The sequence below is a fragment of the Paenibacillus oralis genome (assembly GCF_003863965.1).
Classification (GTDB): Bacteria; Bacillota; Bacilli; order Paenibacillales; family Paenibacillaceae; genus Fontibacillus; species Fontibacillus oralis.
The window spans coordinates 5880270-5901126 of record NZ_RRCN01000001.1 but is presented as its reverse complement, the minus strand read 5'-3'; the positions used below and the strand labels follow the sequence as shown (position 1 = coordinate 5901126).

Sequence of the window (20857 nt, the reverse complement as noted above, 5' to 3'; positions counted from 1 at the left end):
GGTGTTAAAGGTGGGACGTCAACTAATTGTAGCGATTAATCCCCAACTGGGGTTGCAAGCAAATGATGAAGGAAATGTCCGAGCCATGACAGCTTCTGCTGTTGATCTAATGGAAATGCTCTCTACGGAGGGAGCAAGACTCCAGCCTATTTTTGATAGCATTCCTGAGCGGAGCGAACTGCCTGATGAGCAGCTGACCAATATGGAGCAAGAGGATATTTCCAGGTATTACAGGGTCCTGGTTTCTGAGGAGAAGTTGGATCAACTGGCTGAACGACTGCGTGAACAGAGTGATGTAGAGGCTGCGTTTATTAAGCCTGATGCAGAGCCGGCGGTAGCAATAACAAAAGGGGAGGAAGCAGCTACAGAAACAACTCCGGACTACACAATTAGGCAAGGTTACCTAAAGCACGCACCAGAGGGAGTGGATGCCTATTTTGCATGGACTTTGCCTGGGGGCAAAGGCGCCGGAGTCCAAATTATCGACATAGAGGGAGGTTGGCAGTTTTCTCATGAAGATCTCCTAATGAATCAAGGGGGCCTTGCCGGGGGTGTCTCGGTTCAAGATACGAGGTGGAGAAATCATGGAACAGCCGTCTTGGGTGAGGTTAGTGGTGACGAGAATGGATTCGGAATTAAGGGGATATGCCCGGATGGGATGATAAAGGGAATTTCTATTTTTGAGGACCAGGGACAAGCAAACTCGGCTCGGGCCATTGTACAAGCCGCTCAACTTCTAAACCCCGGAGACATTATCCTGATCGAGCTTCATCGTCCGGGTCCCCAAGCTACCGGCCGTGGCCAAGAGGGGTATATTCCCATTGAATGGTGGCCAGATGATTTCGAGGCGATTCAATATGCTTGTCGACGAGGCATTATTGTCGTAGAGGCAGCGGGTAACGGGAATGTAAATCTGGATGATCCGATTTACAATGAACCAGACGCCGGGTTTCCTAGAAACTGGAAAAATCCATTTAACCGTAATAACCGTGATTCCGGAGCCATTGTTGTCGGAGCAGGGGCACCTCCGGAAGGGACACATAATCGTAACCATGGGCCGGACCGGTCCCGATTAGAATTTTCCAATTATGGGGAAATGGTCGATGTTCAGGGCTGGGGACGGGAGGTTACAACAACAGGATATGGAGATTTGCAGCAAGGTAATGGAGAAAATCAGTGGTATACTGATACATTCAGCGGAACATCAAGTGCTTCCCCCATCATTGTGGGAGTGCTGGGATGTTTGCAAGGTGTCCTTAGGGGACGAAATAAAGAGCTGTTAACTTGGGAGCGAGCCAGGGAGCTGCTTAGAAGCACTGGTTCCCCACAACAGGATGCTCCTTTACGTCCACGGACGCAACGGATCGGGAACCGTCCTGATTTGCGCCAACTGATGGGGAGGATCCTTTAATGACCAGTAAAGATATCTCATATGAAATAAAATTTGTCTTACGAGCGGAAAACATGCTGGCAGGGAATCAGGAATTAAAACAGGATATTTCTGGATTATCCATAAGTGAAAGTAGCACGCTTGATATTCTGTTTCTGGATACCATGAATTTCGCTCTCTATGAAAGCGGATGGGTTTTGCGAGGTCGGCTTAAACAAAATAAGAAGAAGTGGGAAATGACTTACAAAAAGAGAATTCCTGTTCTTCAAGACAATTTACAAGCATCCCTGGAGGAAGCAGAGCTCCAAGGCTTCGACCTAAATGATCCTAAGTATAAAATCGAAGTGGACTGGAGCATAGAGAGAAAGATGTTAAGCATCTCCTGCGACGTTGACGTTGATGCTCCGGACGCCCAGAAATCGGAAAGTTGGAGAAGTTTGTTTCTTGACCATGCCCCTGAACCTCTATTGCGTGTAGAGGGGAAATCTGAGGAACATGAAGGGAATATGGACAAAGCCAGTTTGCTTGGCTCATTTAAATCCCGAAAATATAAAGGGCAATGGAATAGCATGGAAATAAGCTTAGAGATATGGTCCATTGGAGATGAATCCATTGTCGAATTGTCAATGAAAGAAAAGGATGGAACTGTGGCTGAGAGTAAGGCCAAACAGCTAAAGCATTCGCTTCAGGAAGCTAATTTATTAGCGGAAACACAGACCTCCAAGACCCAGTGGGCGCTTAAACGCTTGTTGAAATCGATAGCGATCTCGGAGTTGTGGGAGGCGCTCCGTCAAGGAGGGTACAATTTATATTTTCGGCATGCACAGCCCATAGATACCAGCAGCCCTGACCCCGGTATCAGCCCGGATGGAGAGAGGTTGGCCAAAAGGCTAGGGAAATTGCTTGATGAACAGAACATTCCCATCCAACTTCCTGTAAGTTCTAGCCCTTTGAAGCGGGCAAGAGAAACAGCAGAAGCGGCATTTGGACAGAGGAACGTGACGATTGATCTGCAGTTGGGACAAATGGATAAGCCGGACCTTCTGGAATCTGTTCCGAGTGAAGGATTTAACCAAATCATGATTGGTCACTATTATTCTTTCGGCGGACAGGTAGAACCCAGACAACTTCTACATCTGGGTCTAGTCATTCTCAAGCCGATGGGGCAGGGGCAAGGGTTCACGGTTGTTCATACTGCAGATCTGAAGACAACACTTTCCGCTGAAGAGATAGCCTTTGTCTAACTTCATAAGGAGCTGTCCCAAAAGTAAGTTCGTTTACTTGGACGAACAGCTCGCTTGGTAAAAAATAGGGTTATAAATAAAGAAAATGGCGATTCGAGGAGTTATCCCTGCGTTGCCATTTTCTTTTTTTGATCTATTGCTGCTTTCATCCGCTCGGAACGAAAGCGGTTGATAGTTCGGAAGTGGTAGCGAGCCAACGGGCGGCCTCCAGTGAGGATGAAACCGGCCGCATTTGTCATTATTCTTTTCATGCGGTAGCCAGCCATGGATAAGAAATAATGGAGTAATTAAATATAAATTGAAAAAATTTTAATGGAGGGATAATATGGTTTGTCATTCGCATAATAGGCTTGGGTTTAGATCTTGCAAATAAAGCAATCGGCTTGTATGTAAAGTCCGAGTACTACCAACAACGTAAAGGAGGGCTATCCGGGGCTTTATGACCGTGGATGAAATCGACGCCTGACTGAGCTTCAGCGGCAATACCCGGAAGCCGTCTCTCCTGATCACTCTGCCGAACAAAACCTGGGAAGACCCGATGCCACTGGCAAACTCGCACCTCTGATCACCGGTAACGTCCATGTCCGTAAATGGGGTGGCTCGGAGATCTGCCTCAACCTGTTGATTAAGCTGCTTTGAGTTGTTCGTCTTTACCGAGGCGAAGCCTGACGGTAAGGTCTATTCCCAGACTAACCATGAGATGGATTTGTTTGCCGATATGCAGGTCGGCAACAGTTTCTGGTGGAAAAAGAACCGTCGCTCCGATGAAATGGGAAAGCCGGTGGGAGTGGATTTGAACCGGAACTTTGACTTTCTTATGGGACAGCGGTATCGGGACCTCAACGGATAAGCAGAGCCTTATTTATCGGGGGCCTGCTCCCTTTTCAGAGCCGGAGTCGCAAAATATCCGCCACCTACTGGACACTTATCCGCAGATCCGCTTCTTCACGGATATCCATAGCAACGGCGAGAAGATTATGTACAATTGGGGCGATGACGACAACCAGACCACAAATCCAGAGCTTAATTTCATGACCCGTCAGTATGACCGAATCCGTGGTTCTTGGAAAGAAATAGAGATTAGAGTGACAGAACCTGTTCATGGCTGACGTCGCCTTAATTCAACAAAAAATAAAGACAGGAAGTGTAAATATGAATCAAGAGGAACCCAACTCATGCATGCTGAGAATACTTCCGCCAGAGCTGCAGGCTGAAGCTAACCGAGTAGCTTTAGAGGAGAATCCGGACAATATGCCGATAGAGACCGAAGGAGCTTCCGAGAAGGAGCTAGCTGCCTTAATAGGCAAGCGATGGAAACCCGGCAAAACCATAAAGGTATACTTTATGGACGGTGATCCGCTTGTTCAAGCTAATGTGGAGAAGTACGCTCATCAATGGGAGCAGTATGCCAACATCAAATTCTCCTTCGTCAGGGACCCCAATGCGGAGATTCGGATATCCTTCAAGTACAAAGGCTCCTGGTCCCTCCTCGGAACCGATTGCTTACTTGCTCCGAAGAATGAGCCCACTATGAACTTCGGGTGGTTTACCCCATCAACTAGCCCCGAGGAATATTCACGTACGGTCCTTCACGAGTTCGGTCACGCGTTAGGTTGCCCTCATGAACACTCAAGCCCGACGGCCAACATTCCCTGGGACAAAGAGGCGGTGTACCGTTATTACATGGGGCCCCCGAATAATTGGACTAAGAGAGAAATCGACTATAACCTGTTCTACAAATACACGTTCAGGGAAGCTTTCGCTACGGCATTTGATCCTAAATCGATCATGGTCTATCCCATTCCCAACAGTCAAACCATCGGTGATTTTGAGGTGAAGAGGAATACAGTTTTATCGGAAATGGACAAGCAATTTATCAGCCGGATGTATCCTGCGGGAAACCAAGCGGAATGGCCTCTCACGACGGCCGGAGTGGGTGTCCGGGCAGCTGATCCGCATCAATAAAGGAGGCGAGAGCATGATTACGACAGAAGATCCATTAATCCCATCCCAATCCTCGATGGACAGCCGATATACCTCGGTCAATACTGTGCCGCTTTCATCTGATGCTTACCGCGATCTGGTTAAACGCCGCGCCATCTCCATTCTTCAGATTATTCCTGATGAAAAGGCCTGGAAGGACAATGAGGAGCTGCGCAGAGAAACTGAGAGACTGATTTTGGAGAAAATCAATAAGGAAAGTAATTTACTCCCTATTGATTTTCTGAGCAAGGGCGTGGACCGGGCCAAAGCAATATGCCGGATCATAACTCCAAATGGCATTGGCACCGGCTTCTTGGTCGAGCGGGGACTGATAATGACCAATCATCATGTGCTGACCGACGCTGTAGAAGCTGCGAACAGCTATGCTGAATTCGGCTATGAGGAGAACGGAAACGCCATTAAGCTCAAGTTAAAACCCGAAGAGCTCTTTATTACATCTCCGTTCGAGGAACTGGACTTTACCATTGTGGCCTGTGAGTCCGCTGGAATCGAGGATATTGTACCGGTGAAGCTTTTGCGAAATCCGGCCACCATTACCCGTGGAGAATATGTCAATATTATTCAGCACCCAAGGGGAAGGAAGAAGGAAATAGCTCTTCAAGATAACACCGTAAGCTATGTCTATGAAAAGGTTATCCACTATACCACGGATACGGAGCGTGGTTCGTCCGGAGCTGCTGTGTTCAACAACCAGTGGCAGCTTGTGGCCCTACATCACGGTGGCCTCATTGACGAAGCAAAGCAGCAAGCAGTAAACGAGGGCATCCGCATCTCCGCCATTGTCGCCAAGCTGGTGGCCTTGGCCCAGGGCGGGGATGCGGCGGCGATGCGACTGACACATCAGTTGGAAGATACCTCTCCGTATCTTGGCTTTTACGATGTGGAGGGGTTGATCGACAATAGCAATGATCTGGCCGAAATCGAGATTCCCTCCTTCAAGGGGAACAAGCGCTTCGCTGATATCGGTTTCTGGAACATCGAGAATTTTAATGGCGGAGCAACGAACCAGCGAGTTAAGGAAATCGCCCAAATTGTGGCTGATATGTCTATGGATACCCTGGGGCTTGTAGAAGTGGAAAAGGGGGCTTTGGACCGGTTGAAGAGGGCTCTTCTGAGCCGTGGCGCAGCCATGGACTACGTGTACCTGGACGCTGAGGGAGGTCAGGACCTGGCCATTCTGTACGACACCACCACTGCCAATGTAAAGCTAAGAGACGACCTCAACCGAAAATACAGCCGTCTGTTAAGCTCCGAGATAAACGGAAAAAGGGTCTTCCCTTCGAAGCGGGAGCCGTTGTTTGCCATGTGTACAGTGAAGGAAGAGGGCAAGGATATCCGCTTCCTGATGACTGTCGTTCATCTCAAGGCCATGAGGGACCAGGCTAGCACGGAACGGCGAACATTGGCTGCCCAAGCTCTATCCGTCATCATTGAGGACTTGAAAAAAACGGAGGAGTTCAAGCAGGTGCCAATCATCCTGGGCGGCGATATGAACGATGATGCCGGCAGCACCTCTCTCAGCTCCGTCGTGAATTCGCCTTCGGTTATCACCTTAACATTAGACGACGCTCAGGCCGGACACATTTCGTATGTGGGTGATCACAAATCGCTGATTGACCACATCGTAGTTACCAAAGATACGAAAACCGGGATCGTTAACTACAACGGCAAGCAGGACGATGTCGGAATTGTCCGCTACGACAAATCCATGGCTGATTATGTCAAAAATATCTCCGACCACGTGCCCCTGGTACTACGGATCGTCTACAAGGACAGCGAGGAGTCGGAACAGGCGAAAGCACCGTTTATCCCTGCCGTAAGCCTGGCCGGTTTAAGTACCATGGAAAAAACGCTGCTCCAGCTGAATCTGAATCGCTTCAGGATGGAGGAGCAGCAGGGATATTACGATGCGGAGAAGGACAAGTTGGATATTGTGAATTATTACCGCTCTGTATCGTTTCGGGCAGACGGCGGCCAGTTGTTCCGGCAGATGCACCAACTTCTTCTGGACACCCACACCACCATTTTTTCTTACAAAGCCAGTAGAGCGCAGTTGTATTCAGTAGTGGATCTGCGTGAGGATGGCACTCTCAGGAGCATCTATTCCGGCAAAGACCTGGATGCCGAGCAACTGATTCATGAGGATTTCCGTATGGAGCAGCAGCGCGGGGAATTTCTCGAGAGTTTGGCGCTGCGCGGTCAGACTGATGAGGAAGGCTTTGAGGAACTGATAGAAGAGCGGTTCGGCTTCAATGTGGAGCATGTAGTACCTCAATCCTGGTTTGGCATGAAAAACCCCATGGTCGGCGACATACACCACCTGTTCATTTGCGAATCCCAGTGTAACAGCTTTCGAAGCAACATTCCTTATTATGACTTTGCGGACTACAATCCGGAGGCGTACCGGGAGCGGATCCGCAACGAATGCGGGAAACGCGGTGGCCACATTCGCTTCGAGCCGGAGTATGGGAAGGGAGAGGTTGCACGAGCCGTATTGTATTTTCTGCTGCGCTATCCCGGCAAGATCGAGGGGCAAAAGTCCAGGGTGGACGTCGGGCTTTTGCTGAATTGGCATCAGGAGCATTCGGTGACCCTACATGAGAAGCATCGGAACCGGGCCATCTACGAGTTGCAGGGAAATCGCAACCCGTTGATTGATTTTCCGGAGATCGCCGGACAAATCGACTTCAGCTAACAGAATCTCAGCAAATTCGGTTTGACTGGTTAAAGATTTTGCTTTAAAATCGTCCAACGCTGACAATTTCGTCTAATTCAGGAGCGTAATGGGCTAACCCCCAGGGGGCCGAGTCTTTCGACTGTATCATATGTAGGAACCCAGTCTTTTAGACAAGGGTTTCTTTTCTTTGTATTAGAAACCCTTGTCTAAAAGACTGGGGGTTCAGGAAAGCTTATAGCTATGAGCAGTCATCCCTTGAACTCAGGTGATAAGGTGGCAGCCAGTTTTGGTGTAGGGGATACTATGTTATTTTCAGTCAGCGAATCGAGAATTTCAAGCAGAACATATTGATCGGGAAAGATCGTGCGAACTTCTATCCACTGCATTTAAAATTCACCCTTTTCTTAGTATTTCATTTATAAAAATTATATTATGTTTTACAAATAGGAGATAACGGGACGCTTGGTTAAAGAAGAAACAGGATTAACCATTTCTAAACTCGAATTGTTTTACACTCACGTTGCTTAGGCGACCCCAAACGCATAAGCCCTTGGACCGTATCATAAAAAGACCCCCATCAGTGAAAAGGATTAGAGGACAGTGCGTCTAATATACCATTATGGAAGATTTTATGAATGCAGAGATTCACTCGATTCGGGGTGTGGGGGAATTAGTCGAAAAAACGTTATATGAAATTCCGGCAAAAGCTTGTATAAAGAGAAAGGCGAACAAACATTCTATCAATTGTTGGGACATTATGGTAGAATAAGGAAGTACAATTGAATCTTGGGTGGGCATGGTTTCCCTTCGAAAGGAGGTGAGACCATGGAGGTTAAAGATGCATTGCATATCATGTTTCTATTCGGAATGTTTATCCTTGCACTTTTAACGTACATCAACTCGAACAACAAGAGAAAGTAAAAACCCACCCAAAGGTTAGCGCCAGAGGTGGGTTTTTATTGCCTAGACTTAGAAGGGAATAACCCATCCAAGCCAATTGTATAGCCGAGTGTTCGCCGCACTCGGTTTTCTTATACAAATGATACCATATCTACAGGGACTAGGAAAAGATTAAACAAAGAAATTATAAAAACATGAATAAGTCATTTTGAAGTAGCTCAGGAAGGCCGGAACATCCTATAACACCGTATTCACGGTGCGGTCCCTGTCGGGGCATTGTACTGCAGGAGGTTTTCGGGGAAGTGAAATCAACGTTGCTTGATCATTAAAGTAACGGAAAACAATAGTTGAAGGATTATTGTTAAGTAATTCGAAGAAGTCACTGACATGGCGGGAAAATTTGTTGCAGGCGCTGACATCATATAACATGTAGTAATAGTCATCGAAAATGGTTTCACCCCTGCACTATATCTGGATTCTGAACTGATTCATTTTGCAAACGAAACTAATGCAGAATTCGATATCCATTTGAATTGGAATTTAATGATTAGAGTAGTCCTTCGAAGGCGTGGACATCAGATAACACCACATTTACGCTCGGGCATTCGCCCATTGGTTCGCCCGAGGTATTTTGGAGAAGTGGGCCAGGCGAACCGCCCTGTAAGGCTAAGTCTCGAACCCGGTGCTTCACACCTTAGGCCTCTCGGGTTCGTGAGCACAGAACGTTATGCGAAACCAGTGCGAGAAAGGAAAATCAAAATTGATTACTTTTAGACTTACTAAAGATTTATTGAAAGATATGAAGACAACTGTAGTTGAGGACAATGATGGGCCACCGTTTTTAAGTTGGCATGTTAATATTTACAACTTAAATAAACGAAAACACATCGTCTTTGTGAATGATCTAACCAGATTAGCAATAATCATTGATGGAATAAGAACAGGACAGTTAGAGCGTCTGAAAGAAAAATTTATGGTAACTCTTCGGGAATACTTACTCCAAGAAGGGATTAAGGAAAGCCACATCAATACATACTTAGAGTTTGGTGCAGAAATTGTTATATCAAAGACAAACAGTAGAAGCGTATTAGGAACGATGAAGGAAGTTACGTTTTTTACTGATGATGATTTTAAAGACGGCATTGAACGAATGAAGTGGCTGAACAGAATGATTCATAAACCAATAGATTACAAGGAACCGATAGCTTTTTTTAATGAATCAATCCAAGATCATAAAAACTACAACACGGTGTGAAAGCAAACTCAGGGAGGCACTGGCATCACATAACACCACATTCACGCTTCGGGTCTTATGGCCCTCGGTCTGCCAGGAGTATCAAGGGAGCCAGTCAGCCGGACACATCCGCATCGACTAACCGCATAGAGGCAGGTTCTTCGGCCCTTAAGTCGGAGAGGGTTCGTGAATGCATAAATGTTATACGCAATTACTGGAAAAACAAAAAAGGAGAGTCTACATAGATGTCAGAATTGTCTAGTAATAATAAAATAGCTATAGTAACTGGAGCGTCAAGGCTCAATGGTATTGGAGCAGCGATATGTAAAGAACTCGCAAACAAAGGTGTTGATGTATTCTTTACATATTGGAGTTCCTATGATTTGGAAATGCCATGGGGGATGAACTCGCATGAACCCAGTATTTTGCAAGAAAAGATACAAAAATACGGAGTACGTTGTGAGAAGCTTGAAATTGACCTTTCAGACTCAAATTCACCTGTGAATTTGATGAATACCGTTGAAGAAAAGCTTGGGAAGCCTTCAATTTTAATCAATAATGCGACCTATTCCGTTGATGTCAGTTATGAGGATTTATCCGTTGAGAACCTTACTAAACATTATCAGGTTAATATCCAAGGAACGCTGTTATTAAGTGCAGAATTTGCCCGTCGTTTCGACCGTTCTAAAGGAGGTAGAATAATAAATCTAACGTCGGGACAATCGCTAGGGCCGATGGCAGGAAATATAGCGTATGCATCCACAAAAGGTGCGATAGATGCCTTTACTTTAACATTATCCGCTGAAGTTGCATCTAAAGGTATTACTGTTAACGCGGTGAATCCTGGTCCAACTGATACGGGGTGGATGAATGATGAGATCAAAGCGTATATTTTGACTAAATCTCCGATGGGAAGAGTTGGATTACCTCAAGATGCAGCCCGTTTAGTTTCCTTCCTTGCCAGTGAAGAAGCTGAATGGGTAACGGGACAAATCATTCACTCGGAAGGTGGATTCCAGAGAGGATAGTCTGTATTTCTATCGTATAACACCGTGTTCTTGCAACGGGCCGGTGCAAGCCAGTGAGGCGTCGTGAATGCCAGAACATTAAGTGATATTTGAAAAGCGAATATTCGAAATATTTTTTCTTAGTAAGAAGAGTAATTAATGAATTAGCTCCTGTTGGTTTAGTAAAAAATGGCACTCCAGAATACGTGCATGATTCGTTGACGGGGCAAGTACTTTTATTAATGATTAGTAGTAGGATGAATGAAGTCGAACAACTTATTTTAAATGCCTATGAGTGGTATGGATTCGGAGTAGCTTACATAGTTGAAGAATATAAAGAGAATTTTTACAACAAAATTGAAATAATAGTACGGAAATTAAATGACTTGTATAAGGAATATAAACATGAATATTTAGCAGATTCATAGATGCGAAGGACATCACCTAACATCGTATTTTGTTGTCTGAGCTTCTTCAAATAATGCTCGTTCTACTGGGGAAGAAGGCCAATATTTTTAAGACTAAAAAGCAAAATAGATAATAATGAAGATATTATATCAGGGCGTAAATCAGTTTATCCAGATATTATAGTTCATCGAAGAAATTCTGCCGATAATTTATTGGTTGTTGAAGTTAAAAAGATGAATGTTTCAGAGCAGCTTGAACAATATGATATAGATAAACTAAAAGCATATATTACTGAAGAAACAATACGCTACTTTTATTAAAATAGGTGGTCCAGAAAATAATCCCAAATTTGATTATAATGTTATATCAAGAGATGAATGGTTAACTCAAGAGGAATTGAACTTCGGATAACATTATATTTACAGGCAGAGCCTAACGGCTCCTTGGTTCGCCGATGAGAAATGCAGGGGAGTAAAATCAGGCGAATACACCTGCTAGGACTAGCTCCGCATACGCAGCCGGCTATTTCGTGATCATAAGCCTTTTGGCGTTGTGAACAAGGGAACGTTAGACGAAATCAGCCAAATGCATCTAAACAAACCCAAAAGGGAGCAGGTCAATGAAGCGGGTTTATAAACATATTGAAGCTTTATCTGATGAAGAAATAAAAGATAAACTTAAACGAAATGAACTTGAAGAGCTTATTTACTTGCCTTTATCAGTTGGACTTTATCACCACAACTGGAAAGTGGCTCAAGACATATGTCTAAACCTTGCTCAACATAATAACGCGAGGGTGAGAGCAAGTGCTATTTTTGGTCTAGCGCATATTTCAAGGACGAAAGGACAATTAGATAAGAGACTAGTAAAACCCATAATATTAAGAGAACTTAGAGAAAATAAAGAGCATAAAGGAACTATCTTAGACGCAATAGGAGATATTAATTTATTTTTGAAATGGGATCTTGCGAGGAAGCATTTTTTATAGCCCTAGGCATTTCGATACTCGCACAATTTAAAACCCAAAATTCATTAAAGGATTTAGGTGAATCCGTGTGAATATTCGCGAATTAATTCCAAAACATAAGCAAGATTATGAAAGAGTAGAGCAATTAAAAACAAAAACACTCGAGGAAATAAAGCCCATATTACCTGAATTGCTTGAATGGCTGCAGGATATGAATTGGCCAATTGCTCAAGACATAGAAAATATTGTATTTACTTTTGATAACACAGTATTCACGTTGCAGGCTACCACACTTGGGTTGTCAGGTGTATAATCATGGAAGAAGCTCAGACAACAAATGACCCAGCCTTGGATAGAAGCTATCTAAGGCTGGGTTGTTTCGTGAATATACGACATAACTGAGGATGAAGGAGGCGTTTTATATGGGGATGTCAGAATATTATAAAAACCTACGAGAGAAAATTGGGAATCAACTTATCTTTATGCCGTGTGTAGCTGGCATTATTAGAAATGAACAAGGAGAGATCCTTTTCGGAAGAAAACACAACGAAGAGAACTGGGGCTTAATTGCTGGCGCAATTGAGATTGGAGAAACCCCTGCTCAAGCTATGGTCAGAGAAGCATCTGAAGAGACAGGGCTTGATATTGAACCTGAGCGAATCATAGGGGTATATGGCGGGAAGAACAAAGATTTACTTATGGTAACGGTCACCAAGTCGAATACTTAACTATTGTATTTGAATGCAAGATCAAGGATGGACAGTTACACTCAGATAATGAAGAAATGAAGGATCTCAAGTTCTTTACCGAAGACCAAATACCACTGATCGCAAACAAGTACCCAGATTACATATTCAGTTCAAGTCAGGAAGAAAAAGCGCATTTTGCTAAATGATTTGAATAAGTCAATTAAGTCGTATAACACCGTATCTACGCTGCGGCAAGCCCCTTGATCTGCCTGATGTTATGGGAGAAGTGAGGTAAGGCAGGTAACCTGCGAGGCTAAGTCCATGGGACCCGGTGCGTTTGCGCCTTAAGTCTCTCGGGTTCGTGAATACAAGAACGTTAGATGAAATTGCCGATAACAGTCCTAAGTATTTAACAAAAGATGCTATAGAAAACCTTAATATTAAATTATGCCTACCTGACTTAGGTCCTTTTTCTCAAGATTATTTATCGGAAGGAAATTCACCGGGGGATATATGGGGTAAGATCAGATATTATCTACTTGAAGACTATAAAATACATAAAAATAAAATCATATATTGGGCACTAGAAGAAGAGAATAATTTAAAGAATTGTTTTTCGGTAACCCCTTATATGAGAGAGATAATAGAACACATGACAATTAGGTTTAAACACCGAAAAAAATAAATTAAGGGTGATCGAAGTGGAAGATTATTGGGAGAAGAGGTATCGAGAAGAAGGTATGATATGGGGGAGTGAACCAAGCCCCACAGCATACCAAGCTCTCGATATATTTAGGAAATATCATGTTAAAACCGTTTTAGTTCCTGGATCAGGCTATGGAAGAAACACAAAAGCTTTTTCCTCAATTTTTCAAGTGGATGGAATTGAATTATCGAATGATGCGATTCAAATTGCTTTACATTGGGATCAGAACACAAATTTTATTCAAGGATCTATTTTGAGTGATTTAGAAGTTAGCAAGAAATATGATGCAATCTATTGCTTTGATTTATTACATCTATTCTTACAGCAAGATCGAAATAAATTAATACAGAATTGCATGAAGCAATTGAACCATCCCGGACTAATGTACTTTACTTGTTTCTCGGATGAAGACCGAAATAATGGGATAGGCAGACCATTGGAAGAAGGTACCTACGAATATAAGGCTAATAAATATGCACATTTCTTTAGTGAAGAGGATTTAAGGAGTCATTTTATAGAGTTTGATATTATTGAAACCGGATCAACAATAGAGACATTATATTACAAAGACAACCAAACAAAAGAGTATGCGTTAAGGTATATCATTGTAAAGTTGAGTTAGTTTTTCGACAAAAACGTTAGCCGAAATTCAATTAGAGGTGAGAAAATGAATAAAACATTCATTGAGAATAGACTGAAAAATGCATTAAAAAGACTTTACTATTTTGACCATGTAATTATCTCTAATAATTCCCATGAAAGATCGATAACTCATCGGCTAGCAATTCATTTGGGAGAAGTGTTTTATGAAGGGTGGGATATCGATGTTGAGTATAATAGAAACCTTGGGGACACGAAGAAAATAGATGTAATCAATAAGCTTGTTAAAGGACTAAAAGGCAAAATAGATAATAATGAAGATATTATATCTGGGCGTAGATCAGTCTATCCTGATATTATAGTTCATCGAAGAAATTTTGCCGAAAATTTATTGGTTGTTGAAGTTAAGAAGATGAATGTTTCAGAGCAACTTGAACAATATGATATAGATAAACTAAAAGCATATATTACTGAAGAAACATTGAAATATCAATATGCTGCTTTTATTAAAATAGGTGATCCAGAAAATAATCCCAAATTTGATTATAAAGTTATATCAAGAGATGAATGGTTAACTCAAGGGGAATTGAACTTCGGATAACATTATATCCACGCGGCGAAGCCTGTGTAAGATACTAAAAACTCTCATATTGGGAGGTAGTTTTATGATGATAATTGAAAAGGCATTAAAGGCTGATGCTAAAAAACTGGCTGAAATTCAGAAGGCAAGTTTTGATGAAGAATCTAAGCAATTTAATAATAGTGAAATAGGTAGACCTCCTGGATATGATTCTATAAGTTGGCAAGAGGATATGATGGTATACGGAGACTACTATAAAGTTCTCAAAGATGGAAAAATAATTGGAGGGGCAATAATTCTCTTGGGAACTAACGGAGTTCTTAATTTAGGAAGGATTTTTATAGATCCGAAATATCAGAATCAGGGGATTGGAATGAAAGTAATGAAAGAGATAGAAACCATTTATTTAGACTACCCTAAATGGTGGTTAGACACACCAAAATGGAGTGTGAGAAATCACCATTTTTATACTAAATGCGGGTTTACTAAGGTCAGGGAAGAAGAGGATATGTATATTTTTGAGAAATCAATAATGGATTAATTTAATTTGAGGTTAGTCAAAAATGGCACAGGCCTGAGAACCTTTAGCCTCAATGGGCGGCCGCGATGCGGATAGGTTCACAGTGTTGTCGCCTGAATCCGCTTCCTCAAAATCCCTCGGCGACCAGGAAGGGACAGCTTGCTGGCCCGACGCGTGAATATGATGTTAGGTGATATTACGGTCATCTAGGTCTTAATAATCTTTGTATAATATCTCCTGAATACAACTTCACTACTTTCGTGAATACAAAAACGTTATCGGAAATCTCCGTAAATACATATTATTGTAAGGAGAATCAGAGATGGATACAAAACCAGTAATCATCGAGGATTACAATTATTATTGGCCTAGCATGTTTGAGGAACTGGCTTTGATTTTGAAAAAACAACTAGGATATTTAATAATTGATATTCAGCATGTCGGACCATGAAGGAAATTTGGGGGTCGAGGGCAGGGAAGCATTTGGAAGAAGAGATGGTAGAGTTCCTTATAATCCAGACAACCAACCAAATGCAGAACATCACCTTTATGTGTGCACTCAAGAAAGTGAAGCATTTATCAAACACATAGTGTTTAGAGATATATTAAGACAGCATACTCATCTTGTAGATGAATATGCAGAGATAAAGAAAAAACTTGCAACTATATATAGAGATAACCGGCAAGCCTAGACAGAAGGAAAAACTCAATTTGTAAATAAGGTCATGAAAGAGTATAAGATCGATTTGAAGGTATCTCAGAAAGACGAAGACTTCCGATAACACCGCATTCAACACTGAAAGAATTGAACTAATACTATTTTACATCAGGCAAGAAGATTAACTAAATATGACTTAAAAAGACATCAGGGACTCAGTAATGTGAGCAAAACCATGATGTTTTTCTTTTATAAACTGATTCAAGCATGCTTGGGATAACACAGTATTAGAGGATCTAGGCTGGGGCGTTTTGTGAATACAAAACGTTAGCTGAATTTCATATGCATTGGCAATTAGGGGGAGAAATTCAATGAGGATTGAAAAATCAGTCGTAAATCAAATTCTTGATTTTTTGAACTACCATGAAACGGATATCCATTTACTTGGTGGATATTTTGATAACGTTTACGAAATCTCTTCGGAAGTGCCGATGATTATTAAAATTTTTAATAAAATGTTTGATTCTGAAGAAGAAATTTTGTCTGAAATTGAATGGACTCAATATCTGAAGGCAAATGGAGTTAGTGTGACGATTCCTAAATTAATAAATGGAGAATCCTATGTTAATAATCTGACAGACAATCTCTTTTTTGTTGCTTACGAGAAGGCTAAGGGAGTTCATATTGATCCTTGTGGTGAAGACTGGAACGACAAATTGTTTAGGCAATGGGGTATGGGGATGGGGAGGATGCATTTCCTATCGAAGATGTACAAAGGTAAGTATAAACGACCAGAATGGAATGAGCATAAGATTTATCAGGTGAATATGAACTCTTTGGATTCCAAGATTGAAGAAAAATGGGAGAAATATCTTCAAGCTATTAAATCGATGAGTTGTTCTAAAGAATTATATGAAATTATACATGGTGATTTGCATCATCATAATTTTCTATACAATAATAATGAAATTACATATATTGATTTCGGAGACAGTGAATTCAATTGGTTTGCATACGATATTGCTATCGCTATTTATCATGCTTCGCAAATCATTAAAGACAAAAGTGAAAGGGACAAATTTGCGTCCCAATTTTTTGAATCATTTATTGAGGGATACTCCAAGGAAAATTCAGTAGGAGAAATAGTGAAGCATGTAGATTTTTTTATTAATTTTAGGCACGTATATTCATTCGTTTATCATCATCATTTCCTGCAAATAGATCAGTTGAATAGACAACAAATGAAGTACCTAGAAGAGATGAAACAAACAATAGTAAATCAGGATACATATTTAGGAAAATCATTAGTATAACAGGAAGACATATGGTCTGCAATACAAGCATAAGCACATTGCACGTTTAGCGGGGAAATATGAACCCCTACTCCCAGTTAGGCATATGCTGGAGGCAAAACTAATAAAAGTCTCGAATTGAGGATTTATATGAGATATGGAAGGCGTTTGATTTCAGAGGATCTTTTCAACCTGAGGGCCGTGAATGATCCGCAAATCTCGCCGGACGGTTCGAGAGTTGCCTACGTAGAATCGATCATGGATCGCAACACGAACAAGTATAAGAGTCGCATCTGGGTCGCAAGCACCTCCGGTAACGATGAACCCCGCCCCCTTACTTCAGGATCAGAGTTAGACTATGCCCCACGTTGGTCTCCTGACGGACAATTGATTTCTTTCATTTCCAGCCGATCGGGATCGCGGCAACGATGGATCATGCACAACACCGGAGAAGAACCGCAGCTGTTTTCCCATTTAGGAAACGTTGCCGGTGTACCGGTATGGAGTCCTGATGGCCGAACAATCGCCTGTATCATTCGTTTAAGCGCGGGTGACAAGGAAAGAGAGGAGGAGCAAGCGCTTAATCCAAGAGAACGATTTTCCAAAAATGTATTGGTCGTGAACCAACTCCGGTACAAGTTGGATAGCGTAGGATTTCTCGTAAATAAGAACTGGCATTTGTTCACTGTTCAAGTCAAAGGTCCAGGGAGAGGCGTATTTCAACAATTGACTTTTGGCAACTATAATTTTTCTTCCCCGGCGTGGTCTCCTGACGGTCTTTTTATAGCGGTAGCCGGCAACCGAATCTCGGAAAGAACTGAATTGGATTTAGTCAATGATATTTGGGTCATCCCATCCGGTGGAGGGGTGGCACGCCGGCTGACTCGAGGTGCAGGGCCCGCTAATTATCCGTCATGGTCGCCAGATGGGAGGTTCATTGCCTATATAGGTCATGACCGAAAATCGGGATATTATACCAACCGGGGGATATGGATTGTTCCGTTGGAAGGGGGAGAGCCAAGGGAACTTACCGCAGGGTTCAAGTATCCGGTTGGCGATTATGCGCTTAAAGATTTCCTCGGGATTGAGCAGCCGGGCGTAACGCCTCACTGGTCCTCGGACGGGAAATCGATCTTAATGAACGTCAGTGCAAATGGGACGGTTCACCTCTGGCGTTTTTCCGTTCCAGATGGGCAGGGGAAACAACTCACACACGGTGAACGGGTCATCTATAACCTTAGTTTCAGTTTCGGCGCGCGCAGGGCAGCTATGGCCGTGACCGCCTCTACGCTTCCTAACGATATTTGGGTGGGCGAAATCAATGGGGAGTCCGTTAACCAGCGGCGACTTACGAGAGTGAACCGTGATTGGCTGGATCATGTCAAGCTTGCGCGGCCGACTCGATTTACCTTCCGCTCGCCAGGCGGCCCGGAAGAAGAAGGTTGGATTCTTCATCCGCCTTATTCTACGGGGGAAGAGCATCCGGGTATCTTACAAATTCACGGCGGACCTTCAGCCATGTACGGATATGTCTTCTTCTTTGAGTTTCAATTGCTTGCATCGAACGGATTTGCAGTTATCTTTGCGAATCCTCGAGGAAGTATGGGTTAAGGTCAGGAACTTGCTGATGCGATCCGGGGGGACTGGGGAAATCATGATTATGCCGATCTGATGGCTGCGGTGGACACCGCCCATGGGGCAGGAAATGTATTAAAAACACAATGATGAAGCGGGTCGGGGGTGAGAAAATCAGGGGCATGCTGGGTCAAAAAGGGAATGAACGCAGCGGTTGTTTCCATATTCTCACCGCCGGCCAATGGTACGGTTTCATCCCATTGGCGTCGCCATATGGCTTGGGAAGACGATAGAAGAGCGGAAAGGTTTCGATTTTTTCAATTTTCACGAAGCGGACCTCCTTAGCTATTTACAACAACGCCGCCTGTGGCATCAATAAATTGCCCGGAAATATACGATGAGTCATCCGAGGCCAGAAATACATATGCGGGCGCGATCTCGGAGGGTTGGCCCGCACGTCCCATCGGATTTTTTTCTCCCCACTTTGCGACTTGACCAGTCCTTGGGGGCACTTTAACGGTTTTCAACATGGCTATCACCTAAAATTCCCCTATAATATCTTTGAATCTCACACAATATGAAATTGGTGGAAATAGATAAACTGGATTATATACAAATATATGGATATATAACCTATAATAGAGAAGAGTGGATGAAAGCATATCGCTGAACTTCTGAAAGGAGGAATAATGGATATTTTGAATCAGTATCTTTATTGTTAAAATTCGCAAATAAAGGAGACGATTGCTTATGAAATTATTCTCAGTTCTTGCTGTTGCCGCATTCGCCGCAATTCTCGCAGGGATTCCAGCAGGTCATGCAGAAGCTGCTGTTCCGATGGTTGATGCCAACTTTAACAATGTGACGGTCAATGCCAAGCCAAGCGGATTTACGATCTCGGAAGAAGGAGGAACGGTCCGGGCAGCGGCGGTTCCCAGCTCCTCCAACAAAAGCGTATATTTGAATGACACCAGTACAACTGCCCTGGTCAGCTTGAAAAAAAGCTTCACCGCTCAAACCGGCAAAGTAGATGCAGCGTTCAAATTTATGCAGCCATCATTGAAAAACAGCGCTAAAGTAATGAGGCTGTTAAGCGGGGATACTCCAGCGGTGTCGATCGAAACCATTGGCGGCAACCTGTCTTATAGAAACGCTGGTGACACTTATGTGACGCTTCTTAGCGGCTATGAGGCGAACAAATGGTACAGCATACGCATTGTGGCCGACCCGTCAACCGACAAAGCGGATGTCTACGTCAATGGAGTGATCAAAGCAAGCGGTACGCCATTCTATAATGCAGTAAGTATGATTGACGGTTTTCAATCGTATACGCCTAATACCAGCGCCGGATCACATTATCTTGATGATATTCTGATTTCCCCCGTAGCTTCAGGCATCGCGTCCGGAGCCCTTGTTGTCGATCCTAATGGAGGTGCCGGCATCTATAAAACGGTTCAGGCTGCCATTGATGCGGTACCTGCAAATAACTCATCCCCAAAAATAATTTATGTTAAAAAAGGGATTTATAAAGAAAAGCTTATTTTCCCGTCTAATAAGCCATTTATTAAGCTGATTGGTGAAAGCGCTGACAATACGATATTGACTTATGACGATTCCACAAGCACTGCGGGAAGTACAACGAATAGCGCCAGCATGTTCGTAAAAGGAAACGATTTCATTGCTGAAAACATCACGATCCGGAATACTGCCGGTAAAGATGCCGGTCAGGCCGTCGCCCTTTATGTTTCCGGAGACAGAGCTGTATTCCGCAATGTCCGGGTGCTTGGCAACCAGGATACTTTATACGTCAAAAGCGGGAGACACTATTTTCGTGATTCTTATGTGGAAGGTACGGTAGATTTTATTTTTGGCGGCGGGACCACGGTGTTTGAGAATTGTGAAATCAAAAGTGTAAGCGGCGGTTACGTCACAGCGGCGTCGACCGATCAGGCAACCCCTTACGGCTTTGTTTTCATTAACAGCAGCCTGACAAGGGCCAATTCACTGGCTGATGCCGTGGACTTAGGACGTCCTTGGCGGCCATATGCCTCAGTAACCTATCTGTATTCTTGGATGGATACGCATATTAAACCTGCCGGATGGAACGATTGGGGCAACAGCGCTAACCAGAGCACAGCGCGTTTTGGTGAATACGGAAACAGCGGTCCGGGGGCTGCAACATCTCGAAGAGTAAGCTGGGCGCATCAATTGAGCGCTTCTGCAGCCGCGAATATAAATACACAGTCAGTCTTGGCTGGAAGCGACGGATGGGATCCGACCCATGAGTAAAAAATATTGAAGTTTGATGGGCCACTGCACGTACAGTGGTCCATTTTAAGATTTTTATTTCGGATTCAATTCATAGTTTTATAAGAACAATGGTTTAGGTAACACTGTATTCACGCA

23 protein-coding genes and 1 pseudogene are annotated in these 20857 nt (G+C 43.3%); 22 read left to right on the top strand and 2 right to left on the bottom strand.

The window, feature by feature from the left end:
- Positions 1–10: 10 nt before the first annotated feature.
- From EHV15_RS26305 to EHV15_RS26220, 21 genes and pseudogenes are all read left to right on the top strand, one after another.
- Positions 11–1411 (top strand): S8 family peptidase, encoded by a 1401-nt coding sequence (locus EHV15_RS26305; RefSeq protein ID WP_218571250.1) that lies wholly within the window; start codon positions 11–13, stop codon positions 1409–1411.
- Positions 1411–2634, top strand: coding sequence for a histidine phosphatase family protein (locus tag EHV15_RS26300; RefSeq protein WP_128633834.1), 1224 nt, complete (start codon positions 1411–1413; stop codon positions 2632–2634). The genes EHV15_RS26305 and EHV15_RS26300 overlap by 1 nt, the downstream gene beginning before the upstream one ends.
- 640 nt (positions 2635–3274) lie before the next feature.
- Complete coding sequence (locus tag EHV15_RS38450; protein WP_218571249.1) at positions 3275–3484, top strand: M14 family zinc carboxypeptidase; 210 nt, start codon at positions 3275–3277, stop codon at positions 3482–3484.
- A complete protein-coding gene (locus EHV15_RS38445) occupies positions 3441–3743 on the top strand; it encodes a M14 family zinc carboxypeptidase (protein WP_218571248.1) in 303 nt (100 codons plus the stop codon). Before EHV15_RS38450 ends, EHV15_RS38445 begins: the two co-directional genes overlap by 44 nt.
- A 43-nt stretch (positions 3744–3786) precedes the next feature.
- A complete protein-coding gene (locus EHV15_RS26290; protein ID WP_178075964.1) occupies positions 3787–4599 on the top strand; it encodes a zinc metalloprotease in 813 nt (270 codons plus the stop codon).
- Positions 4600–4612: 13 nt separating this feature from the next.
- Complete coding sequence (locus EHV15_RS26285; RefSeq protein ID WP_128633833.1) at positions 4613–7333, top strand: endonuclease; 2721 nt, start codon at positions 4613–4615, stop codon at positions 7331–7333.
- A gap of 807 nt (positions 7334–8140) precedes the next feature.
- Positions 8141–8236 carry a competence inhibitor ComI gene (gene comI, locus EHV15_RS38095; protein WP_221928471.1) on the top strand — a complete coding sequence of 32 codons (96 nt, stop codon included), beginning with the start codon at positions 8141–8143 and terminating at the stop codon, positions 8234–8236.
- Between the two features lie 739 nt (positions 8237–8975).
- Positions 8976–9470 carry a DUF6933 domain-containing protein gene (locus tag EHV15_RS26280; RefSeq protein WP_128633832.1) on the top strand — a complete coding sequence of 165 codons (495 nt, stop codon included), beginning with the start codon at positions 8976–8978 and terminating at the stop codon, positions 9468–9470.
- A gap of 224 nt (positions 9471–9694) precedes the next feature.
- Positions 9695–10477: an SDR family oxidoreductase gene (locus EHV15_RS26275; protein ID WP_128633831.1), complete on the top strand. Its 783-nt coding sequence runs from the start codon at positions 9695–9697 to the stop codon at positions 10475–10477.
- A gap of 89 nt (positions 10478–10566) precedes the next feature.
- On the top strand, positions 10567–10884 hold the full coding sequence (locus EHV15_RS26270) for a hypothetical protein (protein ID WP_128633830.1): 318 nt from the start codon (positions 10567–10569) through the stop codon (positions 10882–10884).
- Between the two features lie 599 nt (positions 10885–11483).
- On the top strand, positions 11484–11852 hold the full coding sequence (locus tag EHV15_RS26265; RefSeq protein ID WP_128633829.1) for a hypothetical protein: 369 nt from the start codon (positions 11484–11486) through the stop codon (positions 11850–11852).
- A gap of 67 nt (positions 11853–11919) precedes the next feature.
- Positions 11920–12144 carry a DUF5071 domain-containing protein gene (locus tag EHV15_RS26260; protein ID WP_178075963.1) on the top strand — a complete coding sequence of 75 codons (225 nt, stop codon included), beginning with the start codon at positions 11920–11922 and terminating at the stop codon, positions 12142–12144.
- Positions 12145–12253: 109 nt separating this feature from the next.
- Positions 12254–12726, top strand: a pseudogene (locus tag EHV15_RS26255) (NUDIX domain-containing protein).
- A 155-nt stretch (positions 12727–12881) separates the two neighbouring features.
- Entirely contained in the window at positions 12882–13205 is a 324-nt protein-coding gene (locus EHV15_RS26250; RefSeq protein WP_128633827.1) for a hypothetical protein, read from the top strand.
- Between the two features lie 16 nt (positions 13206–13221).
- Complete coding sequence (locus EHV15_RS26245) at positions 13222–13848, top strand: class I SAM-dependent methyltransferase (protein WP_128633826.1); 627 nt, start codon at positions 13222–13224, stop codon at positions 13846–13848.
- A 45-nt stretch (positions 13849–13893) separates the two neighbouring features.
- Entirely contained in the window at positions 13894–14427 is a 534-nt protein-coding gene (locus tag EHV15_RS26240; protein WP_128633825.1) for a hypothetical protein, read from the top strand.
- Between the two features lie 64 nt (positions 14428–14491).
- On the top strand, positions 14492–14947 hold the full coding sequence (locus EHV15_RS26235; protein ID WP_128633824.1) for a GNAT family N-acetyltransferase: 456 nt from the start codon (positions 14492–14494) through the stop codon (positions 14945–14947).
- Between the two features lie 301 nt (positions 14948–15248).
- Positions 15249–15377, top strand: coding sequence for a GrpB family protein (locus EHV15_RS37045; protein ID WP_218571247.1), 129 nt, complete (start codon positions 15249–15251; stop codon positions 15375–15377).
- Positions 15364–15618 (top strand): GrpB family protein, encoded by a 255-nt coding sequence (locus EHV15_RS38440; protein WP_425464491.1) that lies wholly within the window; start codon positions 15364–15366, stop codon positions 15616–15618. Before EHV15_RS37045 ends, EHV15_RS38440 begins: the two co-directional genes overlap by 14 nt.
- A 337-nt stretch (positions 15619–15955) precedes the next feature.
- A complete protein-coding gene (locus tag EHV15_RS26225; RefSeq protein WP_128633822.1) occupies positions 15956–16897 on the top strand; it encodes a phosphotransferase enzyme family protein in 942 nt (313 codons plus the stop codon).
- Between the two features lie 147 nt (positions 16898–17044).
- Positions 17045–18487 carry a S9 family peptidase gene (locus EHV15_RS26220; protein WP_178075962.1) on the top strand — a complete coding sequence of 481 codons (1443 nt, stop codon included), beginning with the start codon at positions 17045–17047 and terminating at the stop codon, positions 18485–18487.
- Positions 18488–18641: 154 nt separating this feature from the next.
- On the opposite strand, the gene EHV15_RS38435 is transcribed toward EHV15_RS26220, so the two are convergent.
- Both EHV15_RS38435 and EHV15_RS26215 read right to left on the bottom strand, forming a co-directional pair.
- Complete coding sequence (locus EHV15_RS38435) at positions 18642–18779, bottom strand: hypothetical protein (protein WP_178075699.1); 138 nt, start codon at positions 18777–18779, stop codon at positions 18642–18644.
- Between the two features lie 13 nt (positions 18780–18792).
- Positions 18793–18963: an SDR family oxidoreductase gene (locus tag EHV15_RS26215; RefSeq protein WP_342774091.1), complete on the bottom strand. Its 171-nt coding sequence runs from the start codon at positions 18961–18963 to the stop codon at positions 18793–18795.
- Between the two features lie 238 nt (positions 18964–19201).
- On the opposite strand from EHV15_RS26215, the gene EHV15_RS37605 reads away from it, so the two are divergent.
- The gene (locus EHV15_RS37605) at positions 19202–20740 is read left to right on the top strand and encodes a pectinesterase family protein (protein ID WP_246061788.1); all 1539 of its coding nucleotides are present in this window, start codon (positions 19202–19204) and stop codon (positions 20738–20740) included.
- Positions 20741–20857: the final 117 nt, after the last annotated feature.